20 protein-coding genes are annotated in these 23,257 nt (G+C 37.7%); 12 read left to right on the forward strand and 8 right to left on the reverse strand.

Annotation, left to right across the window (positions count from 1 at the left end):
* Positions 1-21: 21 nt before the first annotated feature.
* From P176_RS0106775 to P176_RS0106785, 3 genes are all read right to left on the reverse strand, one after another.
* On the reverse strand, positions 22-894 hold the full coding sequence (locus tag P176_RS0106775) for a GLPGLI family protein (RefSeq protein ID WP_026753993.1): 873 nt from the start codon (positions 892-894) through the stop codon (positions 22-24).
* A gap of 105 nt (positions 895-999) precedes the next feature.
* Complete coding sequence (locus P176_RS0106780; RefSeq protein WP_026753994.1) at positions 1,000-1,815, reverse strand: GLPGLI family protein; 816 nt, start codon at positions 1,813-1,815, stop codon at positions 1,000-1,002.
* 5 nt (positions 1,816-1,820) lie between these two features.
* On the reverse strand, positions 1,821-2,192 hold the full coding sequence (locus tag P176_RS0106785) for a hypothetical protein (RefSeq protein WP_037348772.1): 372 nt from the start codon (positions 2,190-2,192) through the stop codon (positions 1,821-1,823).
* Positions 2,193-2,316: 124 nt separating this feature from the next.
* Between P176_RS0106785 and P176_RS0106790 the strand changes: the two genes are divergently transcribed.
* From P176_RS0106790 to ppk1, 5 genes are all read left to right on the forward strand, one after another.
* Entirely contained in the window at positions 2,317-3,789 is a 1,473-nt protein-coding gene (locus P176_RS0106790) for a sensor histidine kinase KdpD (protein ID WP_026753996.1), read from the forward strand.
* A complete protein-coding gene (locus P176_RS0106795; RefSeq protein WP_026753997.1) occupies positions 3,782-4,462 on the forward strand; it encodes a response regulator transcription factor in 681 nt (226 codons plus the stop codon). The genes P176_RS0106790 and P176_RS0106795 overlap by 8 nt, the downstream gene beginning before the upstream one ends.
* 198 nt (positions 4,463-4,660) lie before the next feature.
* Positions 4,661-5,383 (forward strand): hypothetical protein, encoded by a 723-nt coding sequence (locus tag P176_RS0106800; protein WP_231481203.1) that lies wholly within the window; start codon positions 4,661-4,663, stop codon positions 5,381-5,383.
* Positions 5,384-5,386: 3 nt separating this feature from the next.
* Positions 5,387-6,001, forward strand: coding sequence for a deoxynucleoside kinase (locus tag P176_RS0106805; RefSeq protein WP_026753999.1), 615 nt, complete (start codon positions 5,387-5,389; stop codon positions 5,999-6,001).
* A 53-nt stretch (positions 6,002-6,054) separates the two neighbouring features.
* Positions 6,055-8,082: a polyphosphate kinase 1 gene (gene ppk1, locus P176_RS0106810; RefSeq protein ID WP_037348774.1), complete on the forward strand. Its 2,028-nt coding sequence runs from the start codon at positions 6,055-6,057 to the stop codon at positions 8,080-8,082.
* A 45-nt stretch (positions 8,083-8,127) separates the two neighbouring features.
* On the opposite strand, the gene P176_RS0106815 is transcribed toward ppk1, so the two are convergent.
* The 3 genes from P176_RS0106815 to P176_RS0106825 form a co-directional block, all read right to left on the reverse strand.
* Positions 8,128-9,132 carry an App1 family protein gene (locus P176_RS0106815; protein ID WP_026754001.1) on the reverse strand — a complete coding sequence of 335 codons (1,005 nt, stop codon included), beginning with the start codon at positions 9,130-9,132 and terminating at the stop codon, positions 8,128-8,130.
* Between the two features lie 98 nt (positions 9,133-9,230).
* Entirely contained in the window at positions 9,231-11,636 is a 2,406-nt protein-coding gene (locus P176_RS19090; protein WP_037348776.1) for a sodium-translocating pyrophosphatase, read from the reverse strand.
* A 120-nt stretch (positions 11,637-11,756) separates the two neighbouring features.
* Entirely contained in the window at positions 11,757-12,284 is a 528-nt protein-coding gene (locus P176_RS0106825; protein WP_026754002.1) for an inorganic diphosphatase, read from the reverse strand.
* 188 nt (positions 12,285-12,472) lie between these two features.
* Between P176_RS0106825 and P176_RS0106830 the strand changes: the two genes are divergently transcribed.
* On the forward strand, positions 12,473-12,850 hold the full coding sequence (locus P176_RS0106830; RefSeq protein WP_197022154.1) for a DUF4174 domain-containing protein: 378 nt from the start codon (positions 12,473-12,475) through the stop codon (positions 12,848-12,850).
* A 5-nt stretch (positions 12,851-12,855) separates the two neighbouring features.
* Here P176_RS0106830 and P176_RS0106835 read toward each other — a convergent pair whose 3' ends face one another.
* A complete protein-coding gene (locus P176_RS0106835; protein WP_026754004.1) occupies positions 12,856-15,366 on the reverse strand; it encodes a DUF5686 and carboxypeptidase-like regulatory domain-containing protein in 2,511 nt (836 codons plus the stop codon).
* Between the two features lie 173 nt (positions 15,367-15,539).
* Positions 15,540-16,517, reverse strand: a complete 978-nt coding sequence (locus tag P176_RS0106840; protein ID WP_026754005.1) for a pyruvate dehydrogenase complex E1 component subunit beta — start codon at positions 16,515-16,517, stop codon at positions 15,540-15,542.
* 188 nt (positions 16,518-16,705) lie between these two features.
* Here P176_RS0106840 and P176_RS0106845 point away from each other — a divergent pair, with 188 nt between their 5' ends.
* The 6 genes from P176_RS0106845 (at position 16,706) to P176_RS0106870 (ending at position 23,256) form a co-directional block, all read left to right on the forward strand.
* Positions 16,706-17,806: a T9SS type A sorting domain-containing protein gene (locus tag P176_RS0106845; protein WP_026754006.1), complete on the forward strand. Its 1,101-nt coding sequence runs from the start codon at positions 16,706-16,708 to the stop codon at positions 17,804-17,806.
* Positions 17,807-17,941: 135 nt separating this feature from the next.
* Entirely contained in the window at positions 17,942-18,688 is a 747-nt protein-coding gene (locus P176_RS0106850) for an electron transfer flavoprotein subunit beta/FixA family protein (protein WP_026754007.1), read from the forward strand.
* A 77-nt stretch (positions 18,689-18,765) separates the two neighbouring features.
* Complete coding sequence (locus P176_RS0106855) at positions 18,766-19,728, forward strand: electron transfer flavoprotein subunit alpha/FixB family protein (RefSeq protein WP_026754008.1); 963 nt, start codon at positions 18,766-18,768, stop codon at positions 19,726-19,728.
* A gap of 113 nt (positions 19,729-19,841) precedes the next feature.
* Positions 19,842-20,450, forward strand: coding sequence for a bifunctional nuclease family protein (locus tag P176_RS0106860; protein WP_026754009.1), 609 nt, complete (start codon positions 19,842-19,844; stop codon positions 20,448-20,450).
* Between the two features lie 12 nt (positions 20,451-20,462).
* On the forward strand, positions 20,463-22,232 hold the full coding sequence (locus tag P176_RS0106865) for a nucleoside transporter C-terminal domain-containing protein (protein ID WP_026754010.1): 1,770 nt from the start codon (positions 20,463-20,465) through the stop codon (positions 22,230-22,232).
* Between the two features lie 199 nt (positions 22,233-22,431).
* Positions 22,432-23,256 carry a thymidylate synthase gene (locus P176_RS0106870; RefSeq protein ID WP_026754011.1) on the forward strand — a complete coding sequence of 275 codons (825 nt, stop codon included), beginning with the start codon at positions 22,432-22,434 and terminating at the stop codon, positions 23,254-23,256.
* The last annotated feature ends 1 nt before the right edge of the window (position 23,257 follow it).

Genomic DNA, 23,257 nt, shown 5'->3' on the forward strand with positions numbered 1-23,257 from the left:
TAGAATTTCTTTTTTTGAAGATTAATCTCTTCTGCCCCGTCCTCTACCGCCATACATTTGGCGCATTTCCTCTATTTTATCTTTCATAATGGTATTGTACTCCTCTCGTGAAACCACCTCTCCTTTTTCTGGCTTCTCAATTTTTTGCTTGTCCTGCGGATTCATAACAATTTTTGTACAAAGCATAACGGTTTTATCTGCTGTTACTTCTAAAATTAAACCGGGCAAACCATGATATTCTCCAGGTCCATTATTAACCGGGATTTGCGGTGTGTACCAAGCCGTAACGATAATGAATTCTGGTACTTCAACCTCATCAAAAGGATCTGCGGTTTTAGTAGTATCTGCAGTTTCTTTAGATTCCTTCTTTTCGTCATCTTTATTTTTTCGACGCATTTTTGTAAAATCCATCTCATCTACTTTTTTTGTCGTGGTTGCCTTAAAGCAAGTATATTGTCCAATTTGTTTGGTTTCGTTTTCCAGCTTCCATTCTAATTTTGGAAGAGAATCCTTGACGAGAAATTGCTTTCCGAAGAACTCTTGCTCTTGTAAAATGACGTTCTCCTTGATATTTTTGTACTGGGGACCTCCTGTAAAACTGCTCATCATACCTCCCCAACGGCTGCCGCCTGCTCCAGGAGCTTCTAATTTGTCTTCTTCCTTATAAGTAGATTCACTGCGGTTAAAGTTGAGCACGTACACTTTTTCTAACATGCTCTTCATGCGCTCTGCAATCATTTTCTTTTGCTGTTCGCTCATTTGACCGCCACCCCAATCTCCCATATCAACGGTAGTCTTCGTTTGATAAATGGCTTGGCCCTGAAAGTCTTGTGCAGTTACTATAGACGTTATACAAAAAAGGACTGAAAAAATGGTAAGTGTAAGAGTTCTCATAGGTTTTGGAAATAAATTAGACTATAAAATTAACCGATTATAGTCTGTTAGACCCAAAAGCCATGTAATAGTTAAGCCTGTAAACGTTAAACTATTCCTAAAAACTCAGTCTCCAAATGAAATGATCTTCATCTCACCGTTTCGGCTTCTTGATTTTAGATCTTCCATTTGCTCTTCCATCTTCTTATTTACTATAGCATCATACTCACTTTGGCTCACTTCCTTACCTCTTGAAGGTTCCTTAACCTCTACCTTTTTTTCGGGATTGAGCACAATCTTACTACAGATTAAGGTTAATTCACCGTCATTTATCTCAAGGATGAGTCCTGGTAATCCTTGGAAATCCTCAGGGCCATGACTTAAGGGGATTTGGGGCGTGTACCAAGCCGTAGTTGTTTTTTCTTTTTCAACATCCTCTAATTTGCCATCATCTGTAAAAGTTTTATCGGTGTAGTTCTTTGTAAATTCAGCCTTAAAGCAAGTATAGTTGCCAATATTCTTAGTTTCATTTACCAATTTCCACTCAATGGGGTTTATACTATCCTTTATTAAAAAGGCCTTGCCAAAAATCTCATTAGCGCTTGTGTAGCGTTGCTCCTTAATATTTTTATAGCGAACATCAGAACCATTAGACATTGTCACTGTGATACCACCCGCAGATGGCTTTGGTGTAGAAAGCACCTCTTCCTGTTTGTAAAGAGATTCCTCTCTATTGAAACTTAAAAAATAGGTTTTTTGAGATTGTTTTTTGATTTGCTCATAGATTTGCTTTTTCATGGCATCGTTTAAATTGTCACCTTCCATTTTCATTTCTATTTTTCGATGGGATTTATAAGTCGCGATCCCTGAAAATTCTTGAGCATTTAGCGTACAGCAAATTGATACTATTGCCACTAAAAATAGTTTTGATATAAAGTTCATTATATTCATTTTTTAGAATTATAAAAATTAATAGCAGCTGTTCTTACTTTTTCGACCGATTTAAGAAACCCCACTCTATCGCTAGTATTCCCCTTGACTTTATAAGTCAAGGATCTATTGACGTCTTTGCTTATTTTCTCTCCATTGCAAATAATTTCAAAAGAGATCTGTTCGTCATTATCAGACATATCCATAAACTCCTCAATATCTTCCATCTTAATTGAGTTTTCCAATTCTTCCTTAGAATCGACCGTTATGGATATTTTCAAATCAGATACCGTTGCTTTAGATTGCGATTTGTTTTCTTCTGGGTTGTTTGACTGTGAAAAGCCAAGCGTCGCTACGGATAGCATAAGCATTGTAACTAGATGTTTCATTTTTATTTGTTTTAAGTTGAATACATTACAAACTTAAACCGAGAGGAGCAGTTACTTAGTTAACCAACGTTAACGTGTGTTAACCAATAGTTTAAATTACAATCAATACGCTTACTTTTGAACTATGGACAATAAGCTCTATCAAAGAATCCTATATTTTATTATCGTGACCATTGCGCTCACCTTGACGGTGCAACTCTATTGGAACTATAAAAACTATCAAAAAAATCTTCAAAATTTTCAAAATGAAGTCCAAATTAGCTTAGACAATGCCCTGGACCTCTATTATGCTGAACTTACCAAAAAGAACCACATGACCTTTATAGATCTTGAGGCTACAGACAATAGCATTGAAAACCTAGAAGGCTTAATGGACAAATTGGAAATGGACTCGGTATACCGAGAGTTTCAGGCAAGCTATTCTAAAGATGTTGACTCTATCACCCAGATTGTAAAAACGGAAACCGGGGAACAAGCTCTAACCTTTTCAAACAACTCCAATAAAATCTCCAGTCTTAAAGTGATACGTGGTAAAAAAGCGGCAGACAGCATCAAGTTGCTTAAGAATATCACGTCTATTTATATATCTATTCAAGACGATTCTCTAAAGCTTAGCGATCTTTCTCCGCTTATCGAAAAAGAACTGCAACGTAAACAACTGAGCATTCCGTTTGCCTTGAAATATAACGGTACAGACAGTATCAAACTCAATTTTAACCAAAAGATTGTTGAACCAAACTTCTTCCAAACAGAAGCCAAATCAAAATTTTTAAAGTCTAATGAATCGTTACTCCTATTTTACCCAAATGCTACCAATATTGTGCTTCAGCAAGGGCTTGCAGGCTTGCTCATTTCCGTAGTATTACTGTTGGGAATTATGGCATGCCTCATTTATTTATTAAAAGTCATTAAAAATCAACGGCAACTTTCTGAATTAAAAAATGACCTCATCAGTAACATTACACATGAGTTTAAAACACCCATCTCCACCATTGGCGCTGCTTTAGAAGGCATTCAAAATTTTAACGCCATTGACGATAAACTAAAGACTAAAAACTATCTGGATATTTCGACCTTACAGTTATCCAAACTCAACAACATGGTTGAAAAATTATTGGAAACCGCCACCTTAGACAGTGAACATTTAGAGCTTCATAAAGAAATAGTTGATATTTCGGAATTAGTATTGACCATAGCCCAGAAACATCAATTTCAAAATAATTCTAAAACCCTAAGCACGTCTATTGAGACTGTTTGTAAGGCAAAAGTTGACTTGTTTCATTTTGAAAACGCCATTAACAACCTTCTAGATAATGCTTATAAATATGGCGGCAAGCACATCAGCGTTACCCTAAAGCAGATTAAAAATTTTGTTGAGATTAGCATTGCCGATGATGGCAACACACTCACCAAGCAAAATCAAGATCTTGTTTTTGAGAAGTTTTACCGCGTCCCAAAAGGTAACACCCATGATGTTAAAGGGTTTGGTATAGGTTTATATTACACCAAGAACATTATCGAAAAACATAACGGCAAAATTATTTTAGAGTTAAAGCCACAGCAAACTACATTTAAAATCCATCTCCCAAATGACTGAACCCATTACCATACTGCTTGCCGAAGATGAGCCCGCTTTGGGACAAATCATAAAGGAAAGTTTAGAAACCAGAAATTTCAAGGTCTTACTTTGCGAAGATGGAGAAAAGGCCTTTAAAGTGTATACCGCTGAGCAACCCGAATTGCTGGTTTTAGACGTGATGATGCCAAAAAAAGACGGCTTCACTTTAGCCAAAGACATTAGAGCTATTGATGACACCATCCCCATTATTTTCTTGACCGCTAAATCACAAACCCAAGATGTGGTTGAAGGTTTTAGTATTGGCGGTGATGACTATCTCAAAAAACCTTTTAGTATGGAGGAGCTCATTGTTAGAATCAACAATTTACTCCATCGTAAATCGACTCAAAAGGCTTCGGAAATTTTAACGGTGGGGCAATTTCGTTTTGATTTCCCTAAGCAACAACTTCATTTTAAAGAGGAGACACAACAGTTGACCCACAGAGAAGCACATTTATTATTTCATTTGGTAAAGAACAAAAATCAAGTGCTAGATCGCTCTCTTATTTTAAATAAACTTTGGGGAACCGATGATTTTTTCTCTGCCCGAAGTATGGATGTGTTTATCACAAAACTTCGCAAAAAATTGAAACAAGACGAGGCCGTACAGATTTTAAATGTTCGTGGCTTTGGCTATAAGCTGGTTTGTTAGTTCACTACTAAGCAACCTTCCTCTTAGGATCATCATAACAGTCTTTTTTCAGAATTGTAATAGAATGAGCAACGCCTCGTTATCTAAAAAGGTAATACGTTTCATTTTTCGTACTTTTCCGAAGCCTAATTTGTCATCATGCAATTTCTAAAATTTCTTTGTATCATTTGCTCAATGTCTTGTTTTGCACAACAAAGCATGACCGCCGTTTTAACAGACTCCGTTCAAGTAGAAGCAGACCAAATTGTTGCCATCGATAATTTTGACACGATGTATTACACCATCAATTCTGCTATACATAAAAAGCCGAAAAACAATCCTGCCCTGAACTACAGTAACGTACAGTTGGGAGTTCCTACGGCAGTAAATGCCTTTAACCCATTAAAAATAAATGTATTTTATCAGGATTTCAATACCGTGGTTATACTTGACAACCGCTTTGCAGAAATTTTTAAAATAGACTTCAATACCAAGCAACCCTATAAAAACGTGACCCACGTGTCTACGGGGTATGACAATACGATTTGGATCTTTAACCAAGATCTTCAGCAATTAGAACTTTACGATTATAAAGCCGATAAAATAAAAGCCACTACCCTTCCCGTTCAATCCAACGTATTAGATCTCAAAAGCGATTATAATTATTGTTGGATGCTCACCGAAAACTATTTATATCAATACACCTATTTTGGAAGTCTTGTTTCAAAAATAAAAAACAAAGGCTTTAAAAGCATTGCAGTAACAAATGAGAATTTGGTAATTGAGACAGAAACCGGCCTGCTCTATAAGCCCACAAATAGTGAAACACTCATTACCATAGCAACAAAAGGAATGTTGATAAAACAGTTTTTATTGACCAATGAAACCTTGTATATTTACGACCGTAATACGCTTCGCAAATACCAATTAAAAATCAAGTAAGATATGCACGTCGCCGTCGCAGGAAACATAGGTGCTGGCAAGACCACACTCACTAAATTATTAGCCAAACATTATCGCTGGGAACCCCAATTAGAAGATGTGGTTGACAACCCTTATCTAGATGATTTTTACAACCAAATGGAGCGTTGGAGTTTTAACCTTCAAGTTTATTTTCTCAATAGCAGATTTCGGCAAGTAGCACAAATTAGAGAGAGTGGCAAAGACATCATTCAAGATAGAACCATCTACGAAGATGCACACATATTTGCGCCCAATCTTCATGCCATGGGATTGATGACCAATCGGGATTATGAAAACTATCGCTCACTTTTTGACCTTATGGAATCTTTTGTGGAGGGTCCAGATCTCTTGATTTACTTGCGCAGCTCCATTCAAAATTTAGTGGCACAAATACACAGACGCGGTCGTGAGTATGAAAACTCCATAAGTATAGATTATCTCAGCAGATTGAACGAACGCTACGAAGCATGGATTCACGGCTATTCTAAAGGAAACTTACTTATCATTGATGTTGATCAATTAGATTTTGTGATGAATCCTGAAGACTTAGGTGGCATCATCAATAAAATTGATGCTCAAATAAATGGTCTCTTTTAAATCTTAGCATTTAGCTAACACAACTCCTTTTTTTATTTTATTATTTTACGATTATGAAATTGTACAATACCAAATTTTATCATCGTGACCTCTCTTGGCTTCGGTTTAACCATCGTGTGCTACAAGAAGCGGCAGATCATAGAAATCCATTATACGAACGTATTAAGTTCTTAGCCATATTCTCATCAAATCTTGATGAATTTTTTAGGGTGCGTGTCTCTGATATTCGCCAAATCAAAAAAATAGAAAAACCGCTTAGAAAGAAACTGATTACCAAACCCAATAAGGTTTTAAAGGAAATCAAAATTCAAGTCGATCAATTGCAGGAGGCTTTTGGCGCTATTTTTAAGGATGGGATTATTCCCGACCTTAAAAAACAAGACATCCACTTGATCGATTATCATGATTTTAGTGAGGAGCAAGAAGCCATTGCAACCACCTATTTTGAAGACACCTTAAAACCAAAAATAGATTTAAAAAACACATATCACGATAATAGTGATACCATTTTTATAGAGAACGAAGCGTCCTATTTGACCACCATGTCTGGAGAGACCCTTCATCTCGTGAAAATTCCAGATGATGAACCGCGTTTTTTTACATTTCCTTCGGAAAACGGACACCACTACATCACCTTTATCGATGATATTCTAAAATTTGGTTTGGCCAAAATACATCCAGATGACGAGGTAAGATATTATGCCCTGAAAATCTCAAGGGATGCCGAGCTTTATATTGAAGATGAATTTTCGGGCAATTTGATGAAGAAAATCAAAGAGTCACTTCCCAAAAGAGATAAAGGGCAACCCACACGTGTGTTGATTGACAAGAGGATGCCAGAATCGTTTCAAACGCTTCTAAAAAGAGCTTTAGACGTTTATAATATCGATTTGGTTTTGGGTGGACGCCACCATAATTTCAAGGATTTCTTTTCGTTTCCCAACCCTTCCAAAAATGAGGGACTTACCTTTAAGCCCCTTCCTCAATTAGCGCATCCAGTTCTCTCCAAAACAAAAAATATATTTAAAACCATTGCAGCTAAAGATCAACTCCTTCACTTTCCGTATCAATCTTTTGAGCCGGTGATTGACCTTGTAGAAACTGCAGCGCAAGACCCAACGGTCACCACCATAAAGATGACCATGTATAGGCTGGCCAGCGAGTCTCGGCTAAACACGGCCATAGCTCAAGCCGCAAAAAACGGAAAAAAGGTCATTATTTTCATAGAAGTAAAAGCACGTTTTGATGAAAAAAACAACATCAAATGGGGCACCATCTTTAAAGAAAACGGCGCTCAAGTCATCTATAGTTACGCCGATATTAAGGTACATTCAAAGGTTCTTTATATTGAACGTGAAGAGGACAATGTCTCCAAAAGTTATGCTTACATCAGCACCGGTAACTTTAATGAAAAAACAGCAAAGCTTTATGCCGATTATGGTTTGATGACTGCCAATAAAAAAATCACTAAAGACCTCAATAAAGTGTTTATGGTATTGGAGGGCATCACCATCGTACCAAAAACAAAACGCTTATTAGTTTCACCTTATACCACTAGACAAGCTCTAGAGCGTCTGATAAATCAGGAGATTGAGCATGCCAAGGCCGGTAAAGATGCCTTTATCATCTTAAAAATGAACAGTCTCCAAGACCATGAGTTGATTGAAAAACTTTATGAAGCTAGTAACGCCGGAGTAAACGTTCGTTTAATTGTAAGAGGCATGTGCAGCTTAGTTGCCGGTATTAAAAATCAAAGTGAAAATATTTACATCACCAGTATTTTAGATCGTTTTCTTGAACATGGACGCGTGTATATTTTTGGGAACGACGGTGATGAGCAAATGTATATTGGATCTGCAGATTGGATGACCCGTAACCTCAATCACCGTATTGAGGTGCTTACACCCATTTTAGACAAAGATATCCATCAAACGCTTCGCGAACTTATAGAGATTCAACTTTCAGATACTGTTAAAGCTCGCGTGATTGATGCTGAACAACAAAACAATTACGTAGAGAGTTCCGAAGAAAAAATTAGAGCGCAATACGCCACTTATGATTATTTTTTGAAAAATGAATAATCCAGCTATGGTAAGACTACAATATTGAAAGAGAAAAGCAGACGCTTATTTAATAAAACCATTCTCACGTGCGTGCTCAATGGCCTCATGACTACTTTCTACCAATAAAACGGGAACTTGCTCATAATCTTTGAATAGACCACTCACCCGCAGCATTTTCTTTTTATGTTTCACGCTGCGCAAATAAATGGCTAAAATACGATCAGGATGGTTCTCCGCAATTTCAATATAAATATCGGCATCATGCTCTCCACTATCACCAATTAAAATAAATGGGAGCTTGGGATAGGTTTTTAAAAGGTTGATGATTTCCTTTTGCTTTTGCGGCTTCTCGTCCTTATTTTTTCGTTGTAAAAAACTTCCGAGACTTCTTAATAAAATTGGTCCCTTAGGAAAACGATTCTGTTTTAAGAATAACTCCAAATACCGGTATAGGTTCCAAGGGCTATGGCTTACATAAAAAATGGGGTTGGCATTTTCTCCAGAAACCCCTCGGTGTAGAAGGTGGTAAAATGCTGCAGCACCATCTAATGGCAATCTACTCTTAGCATTTTTAAATATGGAATTGTAAATGACCCGCCATTTTAAAGTAGATACAACACCTGTGTGCAAAATGGTATCATCAATGTCACTGGCTACACCAAACTGCGCATCATCTGAAGGAATTAGCAATTCTCCAGGAAAACGATTGTTATTTATAATCGTACGCTCAATAGTAACATCGTCATAAGAGAGTTCAAACGGCACCCAACCTTCTTCGTTGCTCAGCGCTCTCAAATTCTCTAAGCTTTCCTCTACTCTAAAGTAACCCTCATCATCTGTAGTGGCCTTTATAAAGCGATTATTGGGCAACTTAATCTTTATGGCCACATGCTTAATCTCATCAGTTTCAAAACGCTTCCACGCGTTCACAGCAAGATGGAGGATGTTTTGAGATTCTAAATCTATGGACTCATCTTCAAGCGCACGGCCTCGCGCATAAAAATGCTCATTAGTACCATAACTTTGAAAGGCAATTATTTGTAAAGGATCTTTTTTGAACCACGCCATCTGTAACAATGATTAAGAAATTAAAAGTAACAAAAAGCCACCAATTTCTTGAGCAATGCTCAGGAAATTGGTGGCTTTACACCTTATGAGTTAAGATTTTATTTTTTTTGCTTTTCTGCTCTCGCGTAAGTTCTAGACTGTTCAGTCACTTCTTCTAAAGTTCCTTCAAATCGCTTTTCTACAACAACCTTTTTATCATTCTCGATTTTGGTAGTGGTGACTTTTGCAGTAGCCACTTCTGCCATATCGCCATTTTTACCAGTCTCTATTGAAATTTCCCTAATCACTTCTACCTCGCTATTTTCAAGAGCCATCCCTTCTTCTGTAGCATGACCGCCCAATATTGGAGCAATGACCAAACCAATTAAACAGGTCAATTTAATTAAAATATTCATTGATGGGCCTGATGTATCTTTAAATGGATCTCCAACCGTATCTCCAGTAACCGCAGCTTTATGGGCATCTGATCCTTTATAGGTCATTTCGCCATTGATCATCACCCCAGCTTCAAAGGATTTTTTAGCATTATCCCAGGCACCTCCAGCGTTATTCTGAAAAATAGCCCAAAGCACACCACTTACCGTAACACCTGCCATATAGCCGCCTAACATTTCAGCAATTTCTTGATGATCCATACCAAATACCATTGGAAGAAACGTAATCACTAAAGGGAAACCAATGGTCAATAGTCCCGGTAACATCATTTCCTTCAAAGAAGCCTTAGTTGAAATTTCAACACATTTATCGTATTGCGGTTTTCCTGTACCTTCCATAATTCCCGGGATTTCTTTGAACTGGCGACGTACTTCATACACCATTTCCATCGCTGCTTTACCAACGGCATTCATTGCCAAAGCTGAAAACACAACTGGAATCATACCTCCCACAAAAAGCATTGCCAACACAGGTGCCTTAAAGATGTTAATCCCATCAATCCCTGTAAAGGTGACGTAAGCTGCAAATAAAGCTAAAGAGGTTAAGGCTGCAGAAGCAATTGCAAAGCCTTTTCCGGTAGCCGCTGTTGTATTACCTACTGAATCTAAAATATCGGTACGCTCTCTAACAATGGGATCTTGCTCGCTCATTTCTGCAATACCTCCTGCGTTATCTGAAATAGGACCAAAAGCATCAATAGCCAATTGCATTGCTGTAGTTGCCATCATTGCCGAAGCTGCTAATGCTACCCCATAGAAGCCTGCAAACGCGTAAGATGCCCAAATAGCACCCGCAAATAATAAGACCGATGGAAACGTAGAAATCATACCTGTTGCCAAACCAGCAATAATATTTGTTCCTGCGCCTGTACTTGATTTTTGGACGATTGCTAAAATTGGTTTTTTACCTAAACCTGTATAATATTCTGTAATAGAGGAAATCAATCCGCCAACTACCAGACCTACCAGTGTAGCATAAAATACACGCATTGAAGAAATTTCAACTAGGTTCGCTTTTCCGAAGAAATCCATTTGCATGGTTTCTGGTAACATCCACTTACATAAGGCGAAACAAGACACTGCAACTAACACGATAGATGTCCAGTTACCAATATTTAAAGCACCCATCACTTGGGCTTCTTTCGCATCGTTATTTTTTATTTTTACCAACATGGTGCCAATAACCGAAATAATAATTCCGACGCCAGCAATGGCCATTGGTAGTAAAATTGGACCAATACCCCCAAATCCAAATTCGGTAATATCTCCTCCCATATCTTTAATTACATAATTACCTAGTACCATTGCAGCCAAAACGGTAGCAACATAAGATCCAAAAAGATCGGCACCCATACCAGCAACATCTCCTACGTTATCACCCACGTTATCTGCAATAGTTGCAGGGTTACGAGGATCATCTTCAGGAATACCTGCTTCTACTTTACCTACCAAATCTGCACCAACATCGGCGGCTTTGGTATAAATACCACCACCAACTCTAGCAAAAAGTGCAATACTTTCTGCACCCAGAGAGAATCCTGCAAGTGTTTCTAGAACAACCGTCATATCCATGGTATTGGTCCAAGTACTATCCATAAAAAAGTAAAAGAACCCAATAAAAAAGGCTGTTAAGCCCAAAACTGCTAAACCTGCAACGCCAAGCCCCATGACGGTACCGCCACCAAACGAAATTTTTAAAGCTTGAGGCAAACTCGTACGCGCCGCCTGTGTGGTACGAACATTGGTTTTAGTAGCGATTTTCATTCCGATATTACCTGCAAAAGCAGAGAAAAATGCGCCGAATATAAATGCTACCACAATTAATATATGTGTGGTTGGAACTACAAAAGATACAATAGCCAATAACACACTTACAATCACCACAAAAATAGCAAGAAGCTTATATTCTGCATTGAGAAACGCCAGAGCGCCTTCATAAATGTGTTCTGAAATTTCTTTCATTTTACCATCTCCAGCATGTTGTTTCATGACCCATGATTGTTTGATGATCATGTAAATCAGCCCTAAGACTGCCATTGCGATTGGCATATAAATCATTAATGATTCCATAAAGATTTTGTATTTATTTTGTTAATTTGATGGGTAAAAGTAGTGAAATACATCAAAACTGAAAAAAGCTCGATGCATTAAATGCACCGAGCTTTTGATTTTAGATGTGAAATCCGATTTTTAGATCTTAAAACTGTTGTTTTTCTTGTGTTCGCTATTGTTGTAACGCGCTACACATTCGTCGTAAATCTCCACAGCTTCCTCAGCATTTCCCCAGCCACCAACATCAACTTTCTTTTTTTCTAAATCTTTATAGACTTGAAAAAAGTGCTCAATCTCTTTTAAGCGATGTGGATTAAGATCTGAGATATCATGGTTATTGCTCCAGATAGGATCTGAAACTGGTACACAAATGATTTTTTCATCTGGTCCTTTTTCATCGGTCATATGAAACACACCAATTGGCCTTACTTCCATAACCACCATTGGGTAAGTTGGTTCTGCCCCCAAGACTAAAACGTCTAATGGGTCTTTATCTAAAGCTAAGGTTTCTGGAATAAATCCATAATCACCAGGATACATCATTGATGAAAATAACATGCGGTCAAAACGTATTTTGTGCAGATCAAAATCATACTCATATTTATTTCTGCTTCCTTTAGGTATCTCAATCAATACATCAAAGGTCAATTGTACTTTCTTTGTCATGGTAAAATCTATATGTTGTTCTAATAGTCTCGCTTTGAGGGGTGCAAATATAAAGGATTGTTTGGGTTTGAACAATTAAAAATTGATTTGAGTTTATCATCAAAATTCACGAACTTTAGAAGATGAATCTTAATGAGATAAAAATATTGGGTTTAATCATAGGGTTCGCTTTTTTTAATTACCATACTATGAACGCTCAAGATCTCAAAAAACACCAATGGGAAGACAGGCTTATTCTAGTATTCGCCAAGACTTCAGAAAACCTCGAATTTCAGAAACAATTAAATGAGCTTAAAGCTCATGAAGACGGCTTAAAAGACCGTAAACTTATCGTCTACAGAATAACGCCACAATCATACGCAACCGGATTTTCGAAAAACACACCATGGTCTCAAAATGCAACGCTTTTTACTGATTTTATGAAAAGCAATGACCGCTTTAAAATACTACTCATTGGACTAGACGGCGGTATTAAACTCAAAGCTTCAAAAATAGTTGCTGCAGGAACACTTTTTGAAACTATAGATGCCATGCCAATGAGACGCGCCGAGCTGGGAGACGACTAAATGCTTTAAAAACTAAATCCAAAACTACCCGTCACTCCAAAAGGTCTTGCCATTGGACGGTCTAAATAATTGCCTCGGAAGTTAAAGTCAATTCTCAGGATTTTAAAAATATTGCCAACCCCAACACTATACTCATAGTAAATTTCTTCATTTGGTGCTACTAATGGCGTCTCTACTGGATTTCCAGTTCTATTCAACTCAATATTCTCATCTGAGATTTCTCCCCAAACACCTCTTAAACCAACGATAGCTCGAAGATTATATTTTTTTAGAAACGGAATTCTTGAAAAGATACGACCGTTAAAATTATGTTCTATATGCATAGAACTATAGGTATCGGTCACAAATTCATAAAAATCCAGCTGTGGGAACGTATTGTATATGGAGAAGTAAGACTGGTTACCAGGTACCACACTCAAAAGCCCTAAAGGTACCGCACCAAAAGTTTTACCTACCTCTAAGGTTGTGGTTAACCTCCCAAAACCTCCCAATTGCCAAGGTTGGGTATAAGAGAACTGAAGCTTAGTATAATCAAAATCACTATCAAAAATACTCTTATCGCCTCTTGTAACCTGTGCAAAAAGACTGGCAAATCCATCATTGGCCACTCGTCGTTCTACCCCATAACCCGTCATTTTTCGGTTCGGAAAATAAGAAAATGATAAAGCTGTTTCGTATTGAGTAATTAAGGTAGATATGCCGGTTGGCGATTCTGGATCATTATAGGCCAAGCTAAACGTTGGTGATGCAGACTCTAGAGTTCTAAATGTACCACTGGTGCGCACCACAAAGTTTTTAGAGGGTTCCATTTCTAAAGCTACCGTGGTGAGATTGACGTTTGTCAACTTATCATTGGTACTTGTACCCACTACTGCCGAAGAGGCTAAGCTCCTGCCCAAAACATCGGTTGAGGCCGTAAGGTTAGCTCCTATTTGTTCTACATCACGACGATTTCCGCCGGAGACAATAAGACGCATCCTTTTATCTAAGAGCCATTTTCCTGAAATACCGTATTTAAACTTGTCATCCCTAAAGCCATAAGCTAAGAATCCTTCAATACGCCAAAGATCGTTTGGCCCAAAATAAGTTCTTCCACCACCACGAACACGCACGCCTTCCACTTCATTGTAACCAAAAACAGAAAAAACAGGACCAATGTCTAAATTGACACTGGGCACCTCAACGTAGCCAGAGGCAAGAATGCTTCCAACATTATAAAGCCTTTGAAATTTTTTAACCGTCTTTAAGGTATCTAGCATTTTATAAACGCCTTTCTCGTCTTTATTTAAAGACTCCATCCGGTTTTTCTCCCAGAAATCGTCTTCACGATTGTAAGCGTCCTCATTATAGCTATATACCTGCTGACTGTAAAATGAGTCGTCTTTAGGAATATCAAATTCGTAATTATCGTAAAGGGTCGTCCGTTTTCCGTAGACACCACGAGACGATTCTTTTTTATTTAAAGCAAAATCAGAGAGCATGTAATCGCGCTTCAATAAAAACACCGAGTCATTGAGTACTTCAAACTCCTGTTCAATATAAATTTCTTTGACCCAGTTGATATTGGCGCTTTTAGAAGCCTGCAGATTAATATTCTTTATGGCATAGGTAGAGTCATTAACCCAAAAATCGCCCTTAAAAGTGAGCTCATTTTTTCGCCTTGGATAATAGATAATGTTATAGCACCATTTATTATCAATATAGGCACTATCTGATAAAACGTAGTTATAGGTATTAACGCCTGTTTTAGATAACGGACTCACAAAACTTTTATCAAAGAATTTGAGGTAATTATCGTAAATATCAAAATCGGCATAAAGATCATCCACAAAATCAATGATGATTTGGTTGTTGCTAAAGCCCGAGTTTTTATTTCCCTTTAAATCTTCTTTCTCCTCATTTAAATTATTGTCCCCATAAACTTTGCTCACCGCTTCATTAATGAAAATGGGCAAGTAGGTTTTTCCTGTAATGTTTGAGGTATCCACTTCTTTAAAAACAAACTCCATACCTTTAAATAACTTGCTTTTTATCAAGGCACTGTCAATGGTATTTAAATCAAACTCCACCTTCTCGTACTTATCATACTGGTATTGGTCAAATTGGCGAAGTCCGTTTTGACGCTTTCGAGCCCAAATTTTCTGAAGAATGGCAATAGCAGGATTTTCGGAAGCTTTTTTGGACTGTTTTCCTGTAACAATAACCACCTCGTTTAAAGCTGAAGCTTCTTCCTTTAGAACAAATCTCAAATCGTAATTCACCTTTTTCTCCAAAGGAATTTCTTTGATTTCATACCCCAAGAAAGAAATCACCAAAGCATTCCAAGTATTATCAGACTCAAGATAAAACCGGCCCTCCTCATTGGTAATGGTGCCCTCAGTAGAACCTTTAAACAAAACGTTGGCAAAAGCCACTGGCTGGTCTAGTTCATCAAAAACATAACCGCTCACCTTGGTTTGTGACCAAGTGGCACATATTCCGAGGAAAAAAAATAGATATTGGAGCGTTGTTTTCATCTATTGCTACTATTGATTTTCGATACTTAGACGACACATTACATTGAAACTTATTTTTTATGAAATCAATCTCAAAAACCAGTATGTCCTATGCAAAAAAAACTTCATCTACTATCGTGCTAAATCGGTTTGCCGATAGAAGATGAAGTTTATATAACGCAGATACTGCGATTTTATTTGTAGAGTACTTTTTTGACTGCCTTGATGACTTCATCTTTATTTGGCAACCACTCTTCTAACAATACAGGCGAGTACGGTGCTGGCGTATCAGCAGTATTTATTTTTACAACAGGCGCATCTAAATAATCAAATATTTCAGATTGTACCATATAGGTGATATCCGTAGAGATATTTCCAAAGGGCCAAGCCTCTTCAAGAACTACCAAACGATTTGTTTTTTTAACAGATTTTAAAATGGCTTCGCGATCCATAGGGCGAACCGTTCTAAGATCTATGATTTCACAAGAGATTCCTTCTTTTTCCAATTCATCGGCAGCTTTGTAAGCTTCCTTAATGATTTTTCCAAAAGACACGATAGTAACATCTGTACCCTCTCTTACAATCTCTGCAACACCCAAAGGAATTGTGTACTCTCCTTCTGGCACTTCTCCTTTATCTCCATACATCTGCTCACTTTCCATAAAAATCACAGGATCATCATCTCTAATGGCAGATTTTAAAAGTCCCTTAGCATCGTAAGGGTTTGAAGGCACTACAACTTTTAATCCTGGCGTATTTGCAAACCAACTCTCAAAAGCTTGTGAGTGCGTTGCAGCCAATTGACCTGCTGAAGCTGTTGGTCCACGAAAAACGATAGGACATTTAAACTGTCCGCCAGACATTTGGCGAATTTTAGCAGCGTTATTTATAATTTGATCTATCCCAACTAAAGAAAAGTTGAACGTCATGTATTCTACAATAGGTCGGTTTCCCGTCATGGTTGAACCTATAGCGATCCCGGCAAAACCAAGTTCGGCAATAGGCGTATCAATAACGCGTTTAGCGCCAAACTCGTCCAACATGCCTTTGGAAGCCTTATAGGCTCCGTTATATTCTGCTACTTCCTCACCCATCAAATATACGCTCTCATCGCGGCGCATCTCTTCACTCATGGCTTCACAAATAGCTTCTCTAAATTGAATCGTCTTCATTATTGCTTTTTTTTACGAGTAGCAAAAATAAGAATTATAGATTATAATTTGACATAAAAAACGCGGGATCGCCTTGAATTATGATATCGTTAAAAAGAATGTCTAAAAAGGCGGTCACATTTTCTTTTCTTCGGAAAATTCAACAATCATAAAACCTTTTGTATACTTTTAACTAAATGCTACCTACTATGCAGAAAATCTATGCTTTTTTGATTGGTTTTTGTATCCTCTTTTTTTCAGGATATAGTCAAGAAAACCCACTGTGCCCTGTTCTCAAAATTTTTGTGACCATTTCAAACGCCGATAATGTACCGACGGTAACCTCTAATGATGACGGCACAGTTACATTAATCCATCCTGAGCAGTACATCACGGATATTTTTGCAAATCATATTATTTATGATTTTTATCAAACCTATCCAGGCGAAAGTTTTGAAACACAATTTACGCTCGGGGTGAAATCTAAAGATCTCATCGTGGATCTTGTTAATAGCGTCCCTAGCGATATCATGTCCTTTAGCGATGGGTATTTAAACCTTAACCAACTCCCAATATCGAGTAGTATTGGTGCAGAAATCATAACCTTTCTGGACAATAAGCAGTTTGAAATATTGAGTGTCATGAATGATTATGACGGTTCTGATTGCCCTGGCAATTGTCCTTTTATTAATACTCCTGATGATTTTGACTTAGAAATAGCTTTTAATTATGATGAAGACAACGACATTCTATATGCCCAAAGCACAGATATAACGCCATGTGGAAATAGTTTTTCATTGGCATTTAAAGGTGGAAATCCTATAGACGATTTCCCTGACTTGGATACCACCTTACAAACTTGGGAATCTACACCTGGGCAAACCACATCAAGCAGTTATGATTTGCCTTGTCATAATATTGAACTAACGCTTTTTAACATCTTCGGACTCGGCTGCTCAGAATACAACTACGGAAACATTAGAGTGTTAATAGATAACGAGAATAATGTGATCACGTTTGGCAGACCCAATGCTATTTTTGGTTACGATGCCGTCCGGTTTTCTGAAGCTAATCTTTCTACCAAAACAGCTCCTTTTACTAAAATGTATCCCTATCTTAAAGACGGTAGCACTTTCTTAGAACTTTCAAATTATGAAAATCATTCCGTAGCTGTTAAAATTCTGAATCTATCAGGTCAGATTGTGGTCGCTGAAAAGCAGTTTGAACCGCATTCAATTGACGTTTCTGCTTTGTCTAACGGACTATATCTCATTAAAGTTAGATGTAGACAATCAGCAAAAAGTGTTTAAATTTTTAAAGAATTAACATTAAAGCCCTCGTAAACCTCAATTTTCACAAAAATTTATTATGCACGCATAGTAAAATCGATTTTTTATAATTATCTTCGTGCTTAGATTTACGCAAACGTTATAAAACAATCAAGTATGAAAATATTAGTATGTATTAGTCACGTTCCTGATACGACTTCAAAAATCAATTTTACCGATGATAATACAAAGTTTGACACCAACGGTGTTCAATTTGTAATCAACCCTAATGATGAGTTTGGGTTAACACGTGCCATGTGGTTCAAAGAAAAACAAGGCGCTAGTGTTGATGTGGTAAATGTTGGTGGTGCAGAAACAGAACCCACCTTACGTAAAGCATTAGCAATTGGTGCAGATGCTGCCATACGTGTTAATACTGAGGCCAAAGATGGTTTCCAAGTTGCAAAAGAATTAGCCAAGGTTGTAAAAGATGGTGGTTATGATTTAGTGATTGCAGGAAGAGAATCTATTGATTATAATGGCGGAATGGTTCCTGGAATGTTAGCTGCCTTAATTGACGCTAATTTTGTGACCAACTGTATCAGTTTAGAAGTCGATGGTAGCGATGCTAAAGCCGTTAGAGAAATTGATGGTGGTAAAGAGTCTGTTTCTACAAGCTTACCATTGGTTATTGGTGGACAAAAAGGATTGGTTGAAGAAAGTGATCTTCGTATTCCAAATATGCGAGGCATCATGATGGCCCGTAAAAAACCTTTAAATGTTGTTGAGCCTTCAAGTGCTGAGACTGAAACAGCCTCTGTTAAATTTGAGAAACCCGCTCCAAGAGGAGAGGTTACTCTTGTAGACGCAGACAATCTCGACGAGTTGGTCAACTTACTTCACAACGAAGCGAAAGTTATATAAATTCAAAAAATCAAATTTCGAATTCCTACCAAATAATGGGGTTTGACACTTGTAATTTTAATTTTTAAAAAGATATTATGTCAGTTTTAGTATATACAGAATCAGAAAAAGGCAAATTTAAAAAAACAGCATTTGAGGTAGCTTCATACGCAAAGGCTGTAGCCGATCAAATGGGGACTACAGTTACTGCTGTTGCGGTCAATGCAGACGACACTTCCGAATTAGGTAATTATGGAGTTGATAAAGTTCTAAATGTCAATTCTGGCGATTTAGAAAAATTCAACGCTAATAATTATGCCAATGTGCTTAAGCAAGCTGCAGAAAAAGAAAGTTCAAAAGTAGTGATCTTAAGTTCTAGTGCCGATAGTAAGTATTTAGCACCCATGCTAGCGGTTAATTTGCACGCAGGTTATGCATCTAATGTTGTAGATGCACCTTCTAGCACCTCACCGTTTACAGTAAAAAGAACAGCATTTACAAATAAGGCCTTTAATATGACCACTATTGATACCGAAATAAAAATAGTAGGTGTTTCTAAAAATGCCTTCGGATTAAAAGAAAAAACGGCAGATGCTGCTGCTGAAGATTTTTCGCCTTCTATTCCAGAATCTGGAGTACATGTAGAAAGTGTTGACAAAGCTACCGACAAAGTGACTATAGCCGATGCTGAAATCGTAGTCTCTGCAGGACGCGGTTTAAAAGGTCCTGAAAACTGGGGAATGATTGAAGAATTAGCAGGAGTTCTTGGAGCTGCAACTGCGTGCTCTAAGCCTGTTTCTGATTTAGGGTGGAGACCTCACGGAGAACACGTAGGACAAACAGGAAAACCTGTAGCATCCAATCTATATATTGCCATAGGGATTTCTGGAGCCATTCAACATTTAGCAGGAATCAACGCCTCTAAAGTAAAAGTAGTCATCAATACAGATCCAGAAGCACCCTTCTTTAAGGCTGCTGATTATGGTGTAGTTGGAGATGCTTTTGAAGTGGTACCAGCACTAATTGAAAAATTAAAAGCTTTTAAGGCGCAAAACGCCTAATTTTTTTATAAATTGTAGCTTTAAAGGGCTGTTTAAATTACTATTTTATCCAATATCTGTTTTGTTGAGTTGGTAAAGTCCTAATTTAAACAGTTCTTTGCGTTTTATAAAGTATGAGCTTAGTTAGACTAAACATAAAAGGCATTTCGTATAGCCAAACTCAAAATGGCGCTTATGCCTTAATTTTAAATGAAGTAGATGGTGACCGTAAACTTCCTATAGTTATCGGTGCCTTCGAAGCTCAATCTATAGCCATTGCTCTTGAGAAGGAAATTAGGCCTCCTAGACCTTTAACTCACGATCTTTTTAAAAATTTCTCAGACCGTTTTGATATTGTAGTCAAACAAGTCATCATTCATAAATTGGTAGATGGTGTGTTTTATTCAAGTCTTATTTGTGAGCGCGATAAAATTGAAGAAATTATCGATGCCAGAACTAGCGATGCCATTGCACTAGCATTACGTTTTAAGGCTCCTATTTTTACGTATAAAAATATTCTTGATAAAGCCGGGATTTATTTAAAAGTGAATCCTAAAAAAGAACAAGAGGACGAAGATTCGATTCTTGTGGATGAATTGGTGGTTGAAGAAATTGAAACCGGAAGCCAAGAAAATTACAAGGACAAATCACTTCAAGATTTGAATGCATTGTTGGACGAAGCTGTTGCCAATGAGGACTACGAAAAGGCCGCCAAAATAAGAGACGAAATCTCCAAACGCTAACACATTATTACAATGAAACAATTTTTACTAGCTGTTACAGCTATTTTTTTTGTGTCAATGGTCGGTTTTGGTCAAGACCTCGAAAAGAAATGGCAGATAGAGGCAGTAAAAAATAATTCGGGAGTTGGTCTCTATAACATTAATGACGTTGATTCTTTTCAACTTAAGGATGGTAGTTTTAACTACAGCATCCATTCGCTAGATAGTTTAGGCAATTTCTCGGGAAATTATATTAGACAAAACAACTTGCTTGTTCTTTATTATGACACTCCAGAAGAAGACACAGCGCGTTTTCGCATCACCACCCTTACAGACTCCACGTTAATACTAGCTAATAAAGACTTTAGTTTCGGTTTAAAAGACACCACTAAAATGTCTTCAGCAGTCGCTCAAGACCTTACAGGTCCTTCTGCAGAACTAGTGGGCATTGTGCCGAGCCAAGGCTTTTCATTTAATAGTTTATGGCGCGGTCTTTTAGGGATGTTCTCTCTCATTTGTATTGCATTTCTATTTAGCAGCAATCGTAAAGGTATCAATTGGAAAACAGTTGGACTGGGCTTAGCATTTCAGCTAGTCATTTCCATTGGCGTACTTCGAGTTGAATTTGTAAAAGATATTTTTGAAGTCATCGGACAAGGTTTTATTGCCATTCTTGGATTTACACAAGCAGGCAGCGAGTTTCTATTTGGGGGCATGCTAGATGTCAAAAGCTTCGGCTTTATCTTTGCTTTTCAAGTCTTGCCTACAATCATATTCTTTTCTGCACTCACTTCTGTGTTGTTTTATCTAGGAGTCATTCAAAAGGTAGTACAAGGTATGGGTTGGCTTTTATCTAAGGTTTTAGGAATCTCTGGACCCGAAAGCTTAAGTGTTGCAGGTAATATCTTTTTAGGCCAAACAGAAGCACCGCTTTTGATTAAAGCCTATCTAGAGCGCATGAATAAATCTGAAATACTGTTGGTCATGATTGGCGGTATGGCAACCGTTGCAGGTGCCGTTTTAGCAGCTTACATTGGGTTTTTAGGTGGAGAAGATTTGGAGTTACAGTTGTTCTATGCTAAACATTTATTGGCAGCTTCTGTGATGGCCGCTCCTGGCGCTATCGTTATTTCTAAAATTCTTTATCCTCAAACTGAAAAAATAGATACAGACATTCATGTATCCCAAGAAAAAATAGGCTCTAATCTTTTAGAATCTATTGCTAATGGCACAACAGAAGGGCTTCGTCTAGCCGTTAATGTGGGGGCAATGCTTCTAGTTTTTGTAGCATTTATTGCCATGTTTAATGGAATTTTGGGAGGTATCGCAGGGTTTGATGGTTTTACTATAAATGCATTAAACATCGATTGGCATTTTACATCGCTAAATACCATTATTGCTCAAAACACACCATACGATTCACTCTCACTAGAATTTATTTTAGGCTATCTTTTTGCCCCCCTCATGTGGCTCATCGGGATTGCTTCAGAAGATATGGCACTTATGGGGCAGCTGTTGGGTATCAAATTAGCCGCTAGTGAATTTATTGGGTACATTCAATTGGCCGACTTGAAAAATGTGGCCAATGCCACGCATTTAAAGTACGAGAAGTCTGTAATTATGGCCACATACATGCTTTGCGGTTTCGCTAATTTTGCCTCTATTGGTATTCAGATTGGAGGTATTGGCTCTCTTGCCCCCGGTCAGCGCGCTACCTTGTCTAAATTTGGAATTAAAGCCCTTATAGGTGGTACTATTGCTTCATTGATTTCGGCTACTATTGCGGGAATGATCATTGGATAAAGCATCTCGTTTTACGTTCTATTTCTGAAGTTAAAACTTAAGATATTACCATGATATCATGTCCGTTGATAACTTTTGAAATCTCCTATTCAAAAAATGAAGCTGCTCCTCACTGTTTTCTTTAAATTCGTTTTTCAACTGAAATTACATCAGTCATAATTTTATAATTTTTAAAGTTCCGTTTTGGCGGAAATTAAACATGAAACAATACCACGACTTAGTAAAGCACGTTCTAGATCAAGGCAATGATAAAGGTGACCGCACAGGAACCGGAACCAAAAGTGTATTTGGTTATCAAATGCGTTTTGATTTATCAGAAGGGTTCCCTATGGTGACCACTAAAAAACTGCATTTAAAATCTATTGTTTATGAGTTGCTTTGGTTTTTAAAAGGCGATACCAACATCGATTATCTTACGGAAAATGGGGTCCGCATTTGGAACGAATGGGCAGATGAAAATGGCGATCTTGGTCCTGTTTACGGACATCAATGGCGCAACTGGAATAGCGAAGATATTGACCAAATCAAAGAAGTTGTTGAAACCCTAAAGAAAAACCCAAACAGCAGAAGAATGCTGGTTTCTGCCTGGAATCCATCAGTTTTACCCGACACCTCTAAATCCTTTAGTGAGAACGTGGCCAACGGAAAAGCAGCCTTGCCACCTTGCCACGCCTTTTTTCAATTTTACGTCGCTAACGGGAAATTATCTTGCCAACTGTATCAACGAAGCGCAGATATCTTTTTGGGCGTACCGTTTAATATCGCGTCTTACGCCCTATTTACGATGATGATGGCTCAGGTTTGTGGCTACGAAGCGGGTGATTTTATACACACCTTTGGCGATGCCCATATTTACAGCAACCATTTAGAACAATTAGAGCTTCAATTGTCTCGTGATTTGAGGCCATTACCAAAAATGAAACTCAATCCAAACGTAAAAAATATTTTCGATTTTAAGTTTGAGGATTTTACACTGGAAGATTACAACCCGCATCCACACATAAAGGGAGCAGTGGCAATTTAAT

Origin of the sequence: Sediminibacter sp. Hel_I_10 (genome assembly GCF_000688335.1) — a bacterium.
Classification (GTDB): Bacteria; Bacteroidota; Bacteroidia; order Flavobacteriales; family Flavobacteriaceae; genus Psychroserpens.